Raw genomic sequence first — 13,320 nt, 5'->3', positions numbered from 1 at the left:
GCCCCCGGCGGCATGAGCCCGGGCGCCGGTGGCGCCGACCGCGAGGCGCCGGGCGCCGGCGGCGAGCACGGGGCCGGCGGCCCGGGTGCTGCCAAGACCGGACCAGGGGCGGAGAAGGCGGCCCCTGCCGCTGAAAAGGCGGCGCCTGGCGCCGAAAAGCCTCAGCGCGCCGAAGGCGGCCAGCCTGCAAAGGAGGGACGGCCGGGCGGCAATGCGCCGGCAGCAGCGGGCGCCGCCGGGCATGGCGGCCACGCCAACCTCAGCGGCGATCAGCGGACCAAATTCAAGGGGGCGATCCGCAGCCACCATGTCGAGGCGATCCATGGCGCGGATTTCGCCGTTCGTGCCGGTACGATCATCCCGGATCACTACCATTTCTACCCGTTGCCGCCGGAGCTGATCGAGATTGTGCCGGAGTACGAGGGCTACGATTACATCCTCGTCGACAACGAGATCATCATCCTCGAGCCCGGCACACGGCGCATCGTCGACATCATCGAGGATTGATCCGACGCCGAAGATCACGTCTCGGGCACAAAACGAGCCTCCCGCTCATTGCGGGAGGCTTTTTTGCGTCGAGATGCGACAGCGCAAGGCGACACCGGGCTAAATCCGGATTTCGTAGAAACATCAAAACTTTGCCGAGCTTTTTCGGTAACCGTCGTCGCTCCAGCGCGGGGATCCGCCGCGGCTGTTGCTTGAACGGTCGACGCAAACAGCCTAAGCCGGGCGCGGCGTGACGGCATGAGGCCTTGTCGTCCCCGTGCGAGGTCTAGACGGCATGACGGACGACGGATCGAAACCGAAATGGCGCCGTGTCGTCGTAAAGCTGTCGGGCGAAGCCCTGCAGGGCGACCAGAGTCATGGTCTCGATCCCGCTGTCGTCGATAAGATCGCCCGGGATCTGGCCCGCGCCGCATCGCTCGGCGTCGAAGTCGCGGTCGTCGTCGGCGGCGGCAACTTCTTTCGCGGCATCCAGGGCGCCGACAAGGGCATCGAGCGCGCCCGCGCCGACTCGATCGGCATGCTCGCCACGGTCATGAATGCGCTGGCCCTGGAATACGCGATCGAGAAGGCCGGCCAGTCCGCCCGCGTTCTTTCGGCCGTGCCGATGCCTTCGCTGTGCGAGCCTTATTCGCGCCAGGCGGCGCTGCATCATCTCGGCAAGCAGCGCATCGTCATTCTCGCCGGTGGCACCGGCAATCCATTCTTCACCACGGATACGGGCGCCGCGCTTCGCGGGTGCGAGCTGTCCTGCGACGCGATTCTCAAGGCGACCCAGGTCGACGGCGTCTATTCCGCCGATCCCAAATATAATCCGGACGCGACACGCTACGATACGCTAACCCACGACGAGGCGATCGCGCGGAACCTCGCGGTGATGGACACGGCGGCTTTCGCCCTCGCGCGTGAGAACAAGATCCCGATTATCGTCTTTTCCATCCGAAGCGACGGCGCCATCTGCGACGCGCTCGAAGGCAAGGGAACGGCGACTCTCGTCATGCCGTGACTGTCGTCTTCGCTGCCCTTTGACGATGTTCGCGCGTCGTTGCTACAAACCCCCGCCCGATTCATCATGACGGGATCCCGCATCCCGCGTACGGCTGCGTTATCGCCAGAAGGTTCTCCGATGAGTGACACGTTCGATCTTGCCGACCTCAAACGCCGCATGCAGGGTGCTGTCACGACCCTGAGGCACGAACTCGGCGGCCTGCGCACCGGCCGTGCAACCGCCAGCCTGCTCGAGCCGATCAACGTGGTCGCCTACGGCCAGTCGATGCCGATCAACCAGGTTGCGACGATCAGCGTGCCCGAAGCCCGCATGCTCTCCGTCCAGGTCTGGGACAAGGGCATGGTCAGCGCCGTCGAGAAAGCCATTCGCGAGTCGAGCCTCGGCCTGTCGCCGACCGTGGAGGGCATGGTCCTTCGCATCCGCATCCCGGAGCTCAACGAGCAGCGGCGCAAGGAAATGGTCAAGGTGGCGCACCGCTACACCGAGGAAGCCAAGGTTTCCGTCCGCCACGTGCGGCGCGATGGTATCGACACCTTGAAAAAGCTCCTTAAGGATAAGAGCATCAGCGAGGACGACGAAAAGCGTCACGCCGTGGATGTTCAGAAGGCCACCGATCAGGTCATCGGGGATATCGATCAAACCTTGTCTATCAAGGAACAGGAAATCATGCAGATCTAGCCGGGACGCGCTAAGCTGCGGATCGCGCTTGGCGCTTGCGACAACCAGGACGGGCGATGCCCTATATTCTAGAGGACGAGACAAGTGGGCGCGCTTCCGCGACGGATCTGGTGGTGAATGAGCCGACCGTGGCGGCCGATAGCGGTGCGTCCCCCGGGCTTCCGTCTCACGTCGCGCTGATCATGGATGGCAATGGCCGCTGGGCTTCGGCGCGCGGTCTGCCGCGGATCGAGGGCCATCGCCGCGGCCTCGAAGCCTTGCGCGGTGCCGTGCGCACCGCGATCGAGTTCAAGCTCGGCTACCTCACCGTCTATAGTTTCTCGTCCGAGAACTGGAGCCGCCCCTTCGAGGAGATCCAGGACCTGATGGGGCTGCTCAAGCGCTTCATCCGCAAGGACCTGATCGACCTGCACAAGGTCGGCGTCCGGGTGAAAGTGATCGGCCACCGCGACAATCTCCAACCGGACATCCGCGGCCTGCTCGACGAGGCCGAGGCCATGACGCGCCTCAACCAGGGCGTCACCCTCGTCGTCGCCTTCAACTACGGCGGACGCCAGGAGATCGCCGCCGCGGTACGCGAGATCGCGCACAAGGTCGCTACGGGCACGATCAAGGAGAGCGAGATCGACGAGCGGATGCTGTCGCAGCATCTCGACACCTCCGACATTCCCGATCCCGATCTCATCATCCGGACATCGGGCGAGCAGCGGCTCTCGAATTTTCTGCTGTGGCAGGCCGCCTACAGCGAGTTCGTGTTCCTGCCGGTGCTCTGGCCCGACTTCGACCGGGCCGCCTTCGCTGCGGCATTGGCGGAATACGCGGCGCGCGACCGCCGGTTCGGCGGCGTCTCCGCTCCGCGCGTGGCCGTCAGGGCCGGGTCGTGACCGCCGCGACCCGCGGTCTGCGGTAGCCGCCATGAGTGCCTCCGGCGAAACGACTCCCGCTGCGATGACTGGATCGCGGCGGTGGAGCGATCTTGGCACACGCACGGCATCCGCCGTGGTGATGGTGATCCTGGCCCTTGCGACGACCCACAAGGGTGGCGCCCTGTTCGTCCTGTTCTGGCTTGCCGCGTCGGTCGCGATTCTCTGGGAATGGCAGCGCCTGATCGGCGGAACGATGCTTTTCGCCCGGGTTTCGATCGGCAGCGTCGTGCTGGCTTTTGCCGCCCTCTACGCCAGCCGTCTCGACGCGATGCTGGCGATCCTCATCGTCGTCGTCGGGGCGGCGGCCATGGCGGCTCTCGCCGGGTCCGGCAAACGGGTCTGGGCTGCCGGTGGCATGCTCTACGCGGGGCTGCTGCTGGTGGCCGTCGCCTCGCTGCGCGAATCCTTCCCGTTCGGTGCGCGCTCGATCGTATGGCTGTTCGCCACGGTCTGGGCGACCGATTGTTTCGCCTATTTCGGTGGTCGGCTGATCGGCGGCCCTAAGCTATGGCCGCGGATCTCGCCCTCGAAAACCTGGTCCGGGACGATGACCGGGGTGATCGCCGGCGGCCTGATCGGCAGCTACGTTGCCCTTCGCGGCCTGCCCGAACCCTGGGCCGTCGGACCGATCCTGCTGCTGAGCTTCGCGACCGCCGCGCTTTCCCAGGCCGGCGATGCGCTGGAATCCGGCATCAAGCGGCATTTTGGCGTCAAGGATTCCAGCCGCCTGATTCCGGGGCATGGCGGGATCATGGACCGCCTCGACGGGTTCGTCGCGGCATCCATCTTTGCCTTGGCCGTCGGCCTGATCCGCAACGTGCCATCGATCGCCGGTGGCCTTTTCTACTGGGCCTGAACGTGCGTATGGATACCAGCATGGATCAAGTTGTCGGTTTTTCTTCCGCCGGTTCCCGCACGCGGGCTCCACGCACCATCGTCGTTCTCGGCGCGACAGGGTCGATCGGCCAGTCGACGGCTGAGATTCTTTGTGCGGCGCCGGAGGCATTCAAGGTCGCGGCGATTGCCGGCGGCCGCGATGCCTTGGCCCTGGCCGCGATGGCGAAGCGTCTCGGCGCTTCCTTCGCCGCGATTGCCGACCCCAAAGGCTACGCGGCGTTGAAAGAGGCGTTGTCCGGCACCGGGATCAAGGCGGCGGCCGGTCCCGAGGCGGTCATCGAGGCGGCCTTGCATCCCAGCGACATCGTGATGGGGGCGATCGCCGGGACCGCAGGCGTCGAGCCGACCTTCGCCGCCCTCGAGGCCGGGCGGACGATCGCGCTCGCCAACAAGGAATGTCTTGTCTGTGCCGGCTCGGCGTTCATGAGCCAGGCGGCGCTGTCGGGGACGCGCCTGTTGCCGGTCGACAGCGAGCATAACGCCATCTTCCAGGCGCTTGGCGACGCGGATCCCGCTTCGATCGAGATGATGACGCTGACGGCGTCGGGCGGCCCGTTTCGCACCTGGACGCGCGAGGCGATCGCCGCGGCCACGCCCGAGCAGGCCTTGGCCCATCCGAACTGGGCGATGGGTCCGAAGGTCACGATCGATTCCGCCGGCCTGATGAACAAGGGCCTGGAAATTATTGAGGCGCATTATCTATTCGGCATCGAAGCCGAGCGTCTGGATGTCCTCGTCCACGCCCAGTCGATCGTCCATGGCCTGGTCTCCTTTGCCGATGGCTCGGTGACGGCCGGCCTCGCGGCGCCGGACATGAAGGTGCCGATCGCCCACTGCCTGTCCTATCCCGAGCGCATGAAGACGGCGGCGCGCCGCCTCGATCTTGCCGCGATCGGCCAATTGACGTTCGAAAGACCGGACTACGATCGGTTTCCGGCGCTGCGCGTCGCGCTTGCGGCCCTCAAGACCGGGCAGGGCCTTCCGACGATCATGAACGCGGCCAACGAGGTCTTTGTCGACGCTTTTATTAAAAAGCTCATTTCTTTCCATGACATAGCGCGTCTTGTCGAAGAAGCGTGTGAAGCGGCCCTGGCGGATGGGACCGCGCAGGAACCGGCCACGATCGGCGAAGCGCTGGCGCTTAACCATTTTGTGAGAGAAAGAGCGCTCGCCGCCCTCTGACACTCGACGGCGCCGCGATTTTAACGAAGTGTTAAGCCAGCATTTATGACGGACAAAGGCCGGCGCGGCGACTGGATCGCTGTCGTCCTTTGTGGCGCTGGCAGTTTTGGGCGTGAAAGCGCGCTTCTAGGAGGCACGTGTGGCGGCATTGACGCATCTCTTTTCAGTCTTCACCTACATCATTCCGTTCCTTTTCGTCCTGACGCTCGTCGTCTTCTTCCATGAACTCGGGCACTTCTTGGTCGGGCGCTGGTGCGGCGTGAAGGTCGATGCCTTCTCGCTCGGTTTCGGCCCGGAGCTCCTGCACTACGTCGACCGCAAGGGCACTCGCTGGCGGCTCGCGGCTCTGCCGCTTGGCGGCTACGTCAAGTTTCACGGTGACGCCAACGGCGCATCGATGACCGACGAAAATGCCGTCGCGGTCATGCCGGAGTCCGAAAAGGCCGTTACCTTCTTCGGCCAGCCGGTCTGGAAGCGGGCGGCGATCGTCTTGGCGGGGCCCGTCGCGAACTTCATCCTCGCGATCGTGCTGTTCACGGGCCTGCTCTACGTCAACGGCCGCGACGTCCTGAGCCCACAGGTCGGCAAGGTCCGGCCTGCGAGCGCGGCGGCGGAAGCCGGCTTCCAGCCCGACGACCTGATCGTCTCGATCGATGGCCGGCCGATCAGAAGCTTCGAGGACATGCAGCGCGTCGTGCAGACGACGGCCGGCCCGCTGACCTTCGTCGTGCGGCGCCCCGGCGGCGACGTGACCCTCAACGCGACGCCGCGTCGCGAGGTCCTGAAGACCCGGTTCGGTGATACGACGGTCGGGATCCTTGGGGTCGAGGCGGCCAACACGAAGACCAGCTGGCACAAGGAAACCTACGGCGTCGTCGATTCGGTACAGATGGGCACGGCCGAGACCTGGTTCATCGTCACCACCACCGGCAATTACCTCCGCGGCGTGGTGATGGGACGCGAATCGGCCGACCAGATCTCCGGGCCGATCCGCATCGCCGAGGTTTCCGGCGAAATGGCCAAGCTCGGCTTCGGAGCCTTGCTCAATCTGGCGGCGATTCTTTCGGTGTCGATCGGTCTTCTCAACCTTGTGCCGATTCCCTTGCTCGATGGCGGGCACCTGCTGTTCTACGTCTACGAGGCGGTACGGGGCAGGGCGCTCGGCGACAGGACGCAGCAGTTCGGTTTCCGCATCGGCCTCACCTTCGTGGCGTGCCTGACGATCTTTGCCGCCTACAACGACATCTCCCGTCTCGTGCGGCAGGTCGTTCACTGAGCTTTTGCGCTCCCGAGAATGCGTCGCCGGTTACGCCGGGACCATTGATCGGCGGCCGCCGGCTTCGGCCGGAAGCGCCTAGTTCGCCTGGGACTTCTTGACCGATCGTGACGTGAGTCCGTCCTTTCGCGGCTAGATTGTGGCGCCAATCGTTTCTTGCTGTGCCGCGTGCGATATTCCCTGCGGACGCGATAAGCAGGGCATTTTAGGCAGTCGGAAAAGACGAGTGTTGAGAAGGGGTTAACTATTCCTGTTAACCCTATTCTTACGTTAAAGCGTGTCTTGCTCGCCACGGCGCGCTTAAAATGCCGACAACGCGGCTTCGTGCATTTGCAGCCTCTAGCAAAGCCTGTAGAAGCGAGAGCAGTAAGGGATGGTGGCTACTGCGGGGAGCCACCCATCTCGTTTGTTTAACGCAAGTCTGAATGCGTACTGTTCAGTCGTCGGCCTTCGGGTCGATTTAAATGCGATGCGGGGGCCGGACCAATAATGCTTCGTTTCAAGGGTCACATCCACCGGTTTGCATTTGCTGCGACCGTTCTGCTGTCGCTTCTGGCCTTTCTCCCGGCGGCGTTCGCCCAGGTGACAGTACGCGGCAACAGCCGGGTCGATAGCGAAACCATTCGGTCGTACTTCACGGGTTCGGACAACACCGCCGTGAACCAGGGTGTGAAGGATCTCTACGCCACGGGTCTGTTCTCCGATGTGCGTGTCAGCCGTGCCGGCAAGGGCGTGGTCATCACCGTCAACGAGAACAAGATCATCAATCGCGTCGCGTTCGAGGGCAACAGCAAGGTCAAGGCCGAGCAGCTGCAGAGCGAGATCACGTCGAAGTCGCGCGGTCCTTATTCTACATCGATCGTCAACGCCGACATCGAGCGCATCAAGGACGTCTATCGCCGGTCCGGCCGCGCCGCGGCCTCCGTCACCTCGCGCACCGTCGACCTGCCCAATGGCCGTCTCGACGTCGTGTTCACGATCAACGAAGGCGACAAGACAGGCGTCAAGACCATTAACTTCGTCGGCAACACCGTCTATTCCGGTGGCAAGCTGCGCGACCTGATGAACACGACGGAGATGAACTACCTCTCCTTCTTCAAGTCGTCGGACGTCTACGATCCCGAGAAGATCGGCACCGATCTCGAGCTCATCCGTCGTTTTTATCTGAAGAACGGCTACGCCGACTTCCGCGTCGTCGGGTCCGACGCCCGCTTCGATGCGGCGCAGGGCGGCTACATCATCACCATCACGGTCGAAGAAGGCCCGCAGTACATCGTCGGCAGCGTCACGGTCGACTCGCACAATGCGGCGCTTCCCAACGACAGCCTGCTGCCGATGGTCCGCTTCCATAACGGCGACGTCTATAACGGCGACCTCGTCGAAAAGACCGTCGAAGCGATGACCCGCGAGGTCAATCGCCGCGGCTACGCCTTCTCGCAGGTCAAGCCACGCGGCGACCGCGACCCGGCCACCCGCACCGTTGCCATCGTCTTCACCGTCGAGGACGGCCCGCGCGTCTACATCGAGCGCATCGTCATCAAGGGCAACACCCGCACGCGTGACTACGTCATCCGTCGCGAGTTCGAGATCGGCGAAGGCGACGCCTACAACAAGGTGCTGATCGACAAGGCCGAGCGTCGGCTGAACGGTCTCGGCTTCTTCAAGAAGGTCAAGATCACCAACGAGGCCGGTTCTTCCGCCGATCGCGTGGTCGTCGTGGTCGACGTCGAGGATCAGCCCACCGGGTCGCTCTCGGTGTCGGGTGGCTACTCCACCACCGACGGCATCATCGCCGAACTCGCGGTCACCGAGACCAACTTCCTCGGTCGTGGCCAGTATGTCCGCACCGCGCTGACCCTCGGCCAGCGGACCCGCGGCATCGAGTTCAACTTCACCGAGCCGTACTTTCTCGATCAGCGTCTGGCCGCCGGCTTCGATCTGTTCGCCAAGAAGACCGATATCTCGCAGTACTCGTACTACGACAACTTCGTCACCGGCGGTACGCTGCGCCTCGGCGTGCCGGTCACCGACGAAGTGACGTTCTCGCCGCGCTACTCGATCTACCGGTCGCAGATCTCGATCCCGAACACTGCGGAAAACCCGTACAACGATTGTAACTCGCCGGTCTTCGGGACGACGCCTTCGCCCGCAAATGCGGACGGAAGTCTCATCCAGAACTTCGGCACCGGCGCCGCGTCGCCGACCTACAATTGCTTGACCAACGGTGAAGCCTCGATCGCGCTGAAGCAGGCTGCGGCGCTCAACAACGGCGTCACCGTCACCTCGAGCTTCGGTTACACGCTCTCCTACAATACCATCGACAACAACAAGAACCCGACGTCCGGCATCCTTGCCGAGCTTCGGCAGGACATTGCTGGCGCCGGCGGCGACAGCAAGTACGTCCGCACCACCGGCGACATCCGCTACTATCACGAGGTCTACGACCAGATCGTCGGCATCATCCATCTCCAGGGTGGTGACCTGCGCGCCTACGGCGGCAATCAGTTGCGCATCGTCGACAACTTCAACCTCGGGCCGACGCTGGTCCGCGGCTTCGCCCCGAGCGGTATCGGCCCGCGCGACATCGGCTCCGGCGACCCGGCGGGCAATCCGCTCGGTGGTACGGAATACTTCGGCGCCTCGGCCGAAACGCAGTTCCCGATCTGGGGTATTCCTCGCGATCTGGGGATCAAGGGCGCGCTCTTCGCCGACGCCGGTACTCTGTTCGGCTACCACGGCCAGACCGACTTCTCGAATGGCCAGGGTCGTATCGCTGCCTTCTCGGCGCCGACCTTCGGGCAGGGCAACTTCCTCGTCGTCGGTGGCGATACGACGAAGATCCGTTCGTCGGTCGGTGCCTCGATCATCTGGCAGTCGCCCCTGGGCCCGATCCGCTTCGACTTTGCGAAGGCGATCACCAAGGACGCGAACGACCAGACGCAGTTCTTCCGCTTCTCCGGCGGCGCGACGTTCTGATCGACACAGGGCCGCGATACAGCAATGATGGTGGAAGGGGAGGGCCTAGGCTCTCCCCTTTCCTTTTGGACGTCAGATACAAGCCGTCGCGTTGCGCTCGCCTTGGCGACGGCGGGGTGTCCCGGATCGGAGTGACCTTGTGAGTGATCCGCTGTTCTTCGCACCGGCGACGATTTTGACGCTCGCCCAGGTGGTCGCGCTGACGGCCGCGGTCCCGTCGTCCGGCGCTGACCGCGACCAGCTTTTCCAGGACGTGACGGCGTTCGACGCGGCGGGACCGCGGACGATCGCGCGGGCCGATGACGATGCGTCCGTCGCGGCGCTGTCGCGAACGCGCGCGGGAGCCTGCTTCGTCACGCCGGACCAGGCGCAGCATCTGCCGACAAGCACCATCGCACTGGTGACGGCGGTGCCGCATCATGCCTTCGCCCAGGTGGTCGGCGCCTTCCATCCCACCGCCGGCCCGCCGGCGTCGATGTTCGCCACGCGCGGAATCAGTCCTGCGGCCTTCGTCCATTCCGACGCGCGGCTCGAGGCCGATGTGACGGTCGATCCCGGCGTGATCATCGGGCCGAAGGCCGAGATCGGATCGGGGACGATCGTCGGCGCCAACAGCGTCATCGGTCCGCATGTCCGCATCGGGCGCAACTGCGCGATCGGCTCCCAGGTGACGATCGCCCATGCCCTGATCGGCAACGCCGTCGTCATCCATCCCGGGGCGCGGATCGGGCAGGACGGATGGGCGGCTGCGGACAGGGATCGCCGCGCCGCGATCATCGGGCTCGGCCGGGTCATCATCCAGGACGGCGTCGAAATCGGCGCCAACGCGACGATCGACCGGGGCGGCCTGGCGGATACGATCATCGGCGAGGGCAGCCGGATCGACAACCTCGTCCACATCGAGCGCGACCGCATGATCCCGCGCTATGCCGATCTGCGCGTCACCCGATCCATAGCCCAAGCGTGATCGGACAAGCCGCGACGCCGATCGATAGGTCTCGCGCTGTCCCGGAGAAGCATGTATCCAGCGGCTTCCTCCGCGCAGCGGCACGACCTAGAGAATGAGCATGGATGAAACTGTCAAAACCCCGGTACGGTCGTTCGATATCCACGACATCCTGAAGTGCCTGCCGCACCGCTATCCGTTTCTCCTCGTCGACCGCATCATCGAGGCCCACGGCGACCAATCCTGCATCGGCATCAAGAACGTGACGATGAACGAGCCGCAGTTCATGGGCCACTTCCCCGGCCATCCCGTGATGCCTGGCGTGCTGCTCATCGAAGGCATGGCGCAGACGGCCGGCGCGTTCTGCATCCAGGCGCAGGAGCGCGCGCCTGATGCCCCACCGCCGCTGATCTATTTCATGACGATCGACAAGGCGAAGTTCCGCAAGCCCGTGGTCCCGGGCGACCGCGTCGAATTCCACATCGAGCGCACCAACCGCCGCCGCAACATGTGGTGGTTCAAGGGTCGCGCCCTGGTCGACGGGCAATGCGTCTGCGAAGCCGAGTTCTCGGCGATGCTGGTCGACACGCCAACGGCCTGAAGGCTCTCCAACGACTAAGAGGCTGATGTGCTCACCAAAGCTGTTCGCGTCCACGCATTCGGTGGTCCCGAGGTCATGCAGATCGAGGCGGTCGAGCTCGCTTCGCCCGGTCGTGGCGAGGTTCTCGTCCGCAACCACGCGGCCGGCGTCAACTTCGTCGACGTTTATTTCCGCAACGGGCATTACAAGCCGGCGGTGATGCCGTTCGTCCCGGGCCGCGAAGCCGCCGGCGAGATCGTCGAACTCGGCAAGGGAGTCAAGGATTTCAAGGTCGGCGACCGCGTCGCCTATATCGCCATGCTCGGCTGTTATGCCGAGGCCCGCGTCGTCGCCGCAGACCGTCTGGTCAAGCTGCCGAAAAGCATCAGCTACGACACGGCGGCTGCGATGATGCTCAAGGGACTGACCGCGCAATACCTGCTGCGGCAGACGTTCAAGGTGAAAGCCGGCGACACGGTCCTGGTCCAGGCCGCCGCGGGCGGGGTCGGCTTGATCCTCTGCCAATGGGCGAAGGCCTTGGGCGCGACCGTGATCGGCACGGCGGGAACGCCGGAGAAGGCGAAACTGGCGAAACAGGCCGGCGCCGCGAAAGTCATTCTCTATCGTGACGAGGACGTCGTCGCGCGGGTGAAGGCGATCACCAAGGGCAAGCTGTGCGACGTGGTCTACGACGGCGTCGGCAAGACGACCTTTCCGGCATCGCTCGACTGCCTGCGGCCGCGCGGCATGTTCGTCAGCTTCGGGTCGGCCTCGGGCGCCATCGAAGGCTTCGACCTCGGCCTGTTGGCGAAGAAAGGTTCGCTTTTCGCAACGCGCCCGACCCTCGACGATCATATTCGCGCACCGGCCGACCTCGCCAAGATGGCGCGGGATCTGCTGCGAGTGGTCGCCAGCGGCGCGGTGCACGTGCCGTTGCACGCGACGGCGCCGCTCGATGACGTCGTCGCCGTCCATCGTTCGCTGGAAAACCGCGAGACGACGGGCTCGACGGTGCTGACGCTCTGAACGCCGATCGGCGCCGATTATGTTCAGACAATAAAAAAAACCCGGCCGCGAGGCCGGGTTTTTCCGTAAGGGCTCAGACGATCTCAGTAACGCGCGACGACCGGGGTCGCGAGCGGTGCGAAGGTGTCGAACTTGTAGCTGAAGCCAGCCTGGACGCGGTTGTCGGTCTCGTGATGACGGACGGCAACGCCGCCGCCGAGCGAGGCCGGGACATCGGTGTAGTGACCGAAGTCGGTGTAGCGATATTCGGCGCGCAGCGACCAGTTGTTGGTGATCGCGTATTCCACGCCGCCGCCGACGGTGTAACCGACGCGGGTGTGGCTGAGCGAGGAGTTCGCACCGGTGATCGTGTTGATGTAGTTGCTCTGCAGACCACCGAAGGCCGCACCGCCGGTTGCGTAGAACAGGGTGCGATCGACCGCGAAGCCGAGACGGCCGCGGATCGAGCCCTGGATGTTGTCGCGGGTCGAGACCGCGATGCCGCCGAGGCCGTAGTTGCCCTTGGCCGAGGTGCCGTCGACGTCGCCTTCGACACCGAACACGCCGCCAGCGCCGAGGAAGCCGCCGAGCGGCAGGGACTGCGTCGAGAAGTTATAGCCGATGTGGGCGCCACCGATGATGCCGTTTTCCTTGGCGCTCGTCGAGGCCAAGCCTGCACCGGTCCCGGTTGCGCTGGCGAAGGAGCTGTCACGGTTGAACGCGTAGCCGACCTGGCCACCGACATAGACGCCCGTCCAGGTGAAGACCGGGATCGGCGGCGGGGGTGCGTACACCGGGGGAGCGCGACGCGACGGAAGATCGGCAGCAAAGGCGGTCCCGGCGAGAGCGACAACAGCCACTGTCGACAAGAGGATTTTATTGATCACAAGCTTTTCCTTTCAAAGAAGCAGCGACACCGTAGATAAACGAAAGACCCGGCTACGCAAACCTGAAAGGCTGACCCGAGCTCCGTGACGCCATTTAGCCGACGAGGTGTATCATAATCGTTACCGAAGCGTCGGCGCGGCGAATCAAACTGCTCTATTTGCTTTTACTGTTTCAAAAGCTTGTCATCAGACGAGCGTACCGAACAAATCGTAGCGATCGGAACGATTGATCTTGACTGTGACAATTTCGCCAGTGCGAATCGGGCGCCGGCCGGTGATGTGTACCTTGCCGTCGATTTCGGGCGCGTCGCCCTTGGTCCGTCCTTCACCGGCATCCCTGCCGCCCTGATCGACGATCACGGCAAGGCGCTGGCCGACCTTCGTGGCGAGCTTGCGCGCGCTGATGATTTGCTGGTGCTCCATGAAGCGGCGATAGCGGCTTTCCTGGATGTCC

At 64.3% G+C, this 13,320-nt stretch carries 13 protein-coding genes; 11 read left to right on the top strand and 2 right to left on the bottom strand.

Features of this window, described 5'->3' with window-relative positions:
- The 11 genes from GSQ79_RS08560 to GSQ79_RS08510 form a co-directional block, all read left to right on the top strand.
- The coding region (locus GSQ79_RS08560) for a DUF1236 domain-containing protein (RefSeq protein ID WP_158808299.1) at positions 1-507 on the top strand (507 nt) is incomplete at its 5' end.
- A gap of 274 nt (positions 508-781) precedes the next feature.
- A complete protein-coding gene (gene pyrH / locus GSQ79_RS08555; RefSeq protein ID WP_158808298.1) occupies positions 782-1,510 on the top strand; it encodes a UMP kinase in 729 nt (242 codons plus the stop codon).
- A 120-nt stretch (positions 1,511-1,630) separates the two neighbouring features.
- Complete coding sequence (frr, locus tag GSQ79_RS08550; protein WP_158808297.1) at positions 1,631-2,191, top strand: ribosome recycling factor; 561 nt, start codon at positions 1,631-1,633, stop codon at positions 2,189-2,191.
- Between the two features lie 56 nt (positions 2,192-2,247).
- Positions 2,248-3,075, top strand: coding sequence for an isoprenyl transferase (locus GSQ79_RS08545; RefSeq protein ID WP_158808296.1), 828 nt, complete (start codon positions 2,248-2,250; stop codon positions 3,073-3,075).
- Positions 3,076-3,106: 31 nt separating this feature from the next.
- Positions 3,107-3,973 carry a phosphatidate cytidylyltransferase gene (locus GSQ79_RS08540; protein ID WP_158808295.1) on the top strand — a complete coding sequence of 289 codons (867 nt, stop codon included), beginning with the start codon at positions 3,107-3,109 and terminating at the stop codon, positions 3,971-3,973.
- 20 nt (positions 3,974-3,993) lie between these two features.
- Positions 3,994-5,196 (top strand): 1-deoxy-D-xylulose-5-phosphate reductoisomerase, encoded by a 1,203-nt coding sequence (gene dxr / locus GSQ79_RS08535; protein ID WP_174243176.1) that lies wholly within the window; start codon positions 3,994-3,996, stop codon positions 5,194-5,196.
- Positions 5,197-5,335: 139 nt separating this feature from the next.
- Positions 5,336-6,472 carry an RIP metalloprotease gene (locus GSQ79_RS08530; RefSeq protein ID WP_158808293.1) on the top strand — a complete coding sequence of 379 codons (1,137 nt, stop codon included), beginning with the start codon at positions 5,336-5,338 and terminating at the stop codon, positions 6,470-6,472.
- A gap of 489 nt (positions 6,473-6,961) precedes the next feature.
- Entirely contained in the window at positions 6,962-9,448 is a 2,487-nt protein-coding gene (gene bamA / locus GSQ79_RS08525) for an outer membrane protein assembly factor BamA (RefSeq protein WP_158808292.1), read from the top strand.
- Between the two features lie 139 nt (positions 9,449-9,587).
- The gene (locus tag GSQ79_RS08520) at positions 9,588-10,415 is read left to right on the top strand and encodes a UDP-3-O-(3-hydroxymyristoyl)glucosamine N-acyltransferase (RefSeq protein WP_158808291.1); all 828 of its coding nucleotides are present in this window, start codon (positions 9,588-9,590) and stop codon (positions 10,413-10,415) included.
- Between the two features lie 100 nt (positions 10,416-10,515).
- The gene (gene fabZ, locus GSQ79_RS08515) at positions 10,516-10,995 is read left to right on the top strand and encodes a 3-hydroxyacyl-ACP dehydratase FabZ (RefSeq protein ID WP_158808290.1); all 480 of its coding nucleotides are present in this window, start codon (positions 10,516-10,518) and stop codon (positions 10,993-10,995) included.
- Between the two features lie 27 nt (positions 10,996-11,022).
- Positions 11,023-12,000: a quinone oxidoreductase gene (locus tag GSQ79_RS08510; RefSeq protein ID WP_256379005.1), complete on the top strand. Its 978-nt coding sequence runs from the start codon at positions 11,023-11,025 to the stop codon at positions 11,998-12,000.
- An 83-nt stretch (positions 12,001-12,083) separates the two neighbouring features.
- On the opposite strand, the gene GSQ79_RS08505 is transcribed toward GSQ79_RS08510, so the two are convergent.
- Positions 12,084-12,866 (bottom strand): outer membrane protein, encoded by a 783-nt coding sequence (locus tag GSQ79_RS08505; protein ID WP_158808289.1) that lies wholly within the window; start codon positions 12,864-12,866, stop codon positions 12,084-12,086.
- 186 nt (positions 12,867-13,052) lie between these two features.
- Positions 13,053-13,320, bottom strand: a 268-nt coding sequence (locus GSQ79_RS29410) for a TRAM domain-containing protein (RefSeq protein ID WP_246725204.1), incomplete at its 5' end; no start/stop codon positions are given.

This window comes from Beijerinckia sp. L45 (assembly GCF_009765775.1).
GTDB lineage: Bacteria > Pseudomonadota > Alphaproteobacteria > Rhizobiales > Beijerinckiaceae > RH-AL1.
Note: the sequence above shows the minus strand (reverse complement) of the source record. Positions and strands in the feature narration are given on the sequence as shown.

Coding starts and splice junctions, on each gene's coding strand:
- dxr (WP_174243176.1), top strand. CDS start 3,994: ATGGATCAAGTTGTCGGTTTTTCTTCCGCCGGTTCCCGCACGCGGGCT.
- pyrH (WP_158808298.1), top strand. CDS start 782: ATGACGGACGACGGATCGAAACCGAAATGGCGCCGTGTCGTCGTAAAG.
- GSQ79_RS08540 (WP_158808295.1), top strand. CDS start 3,107: ATGAGTGCCTCCGGCGAAACGACTCCCGCTGCGATGACTGGATCGCGG.
- GSQ79_RS08545 (WP_158808296.1), top strand. CDS start 2,248: ATGCCCTATATTCTAGAGGACGAGACAAGTGGGCGCGCTTCCGCGACG.
- frr (WP_158808297.1), top strand. CDS start 1,631: ATGAGTGACACGTTCGATCTTGCCGACCTCAAACGCCGCATGCAGGGT.
- fabZ (WP_158808290.1), top strand. CDS start 10,516: ATGGATGAAACTGTCAAAACCCCGGTACGGTCGTTCGATATCCACGAC.
- bamA (WP_158808292.1), top strand. CDS start 6,962: ATGCTTCGTTTCAAGGGTCACATCCACCGGTTTGCATTTGCTGCGACC.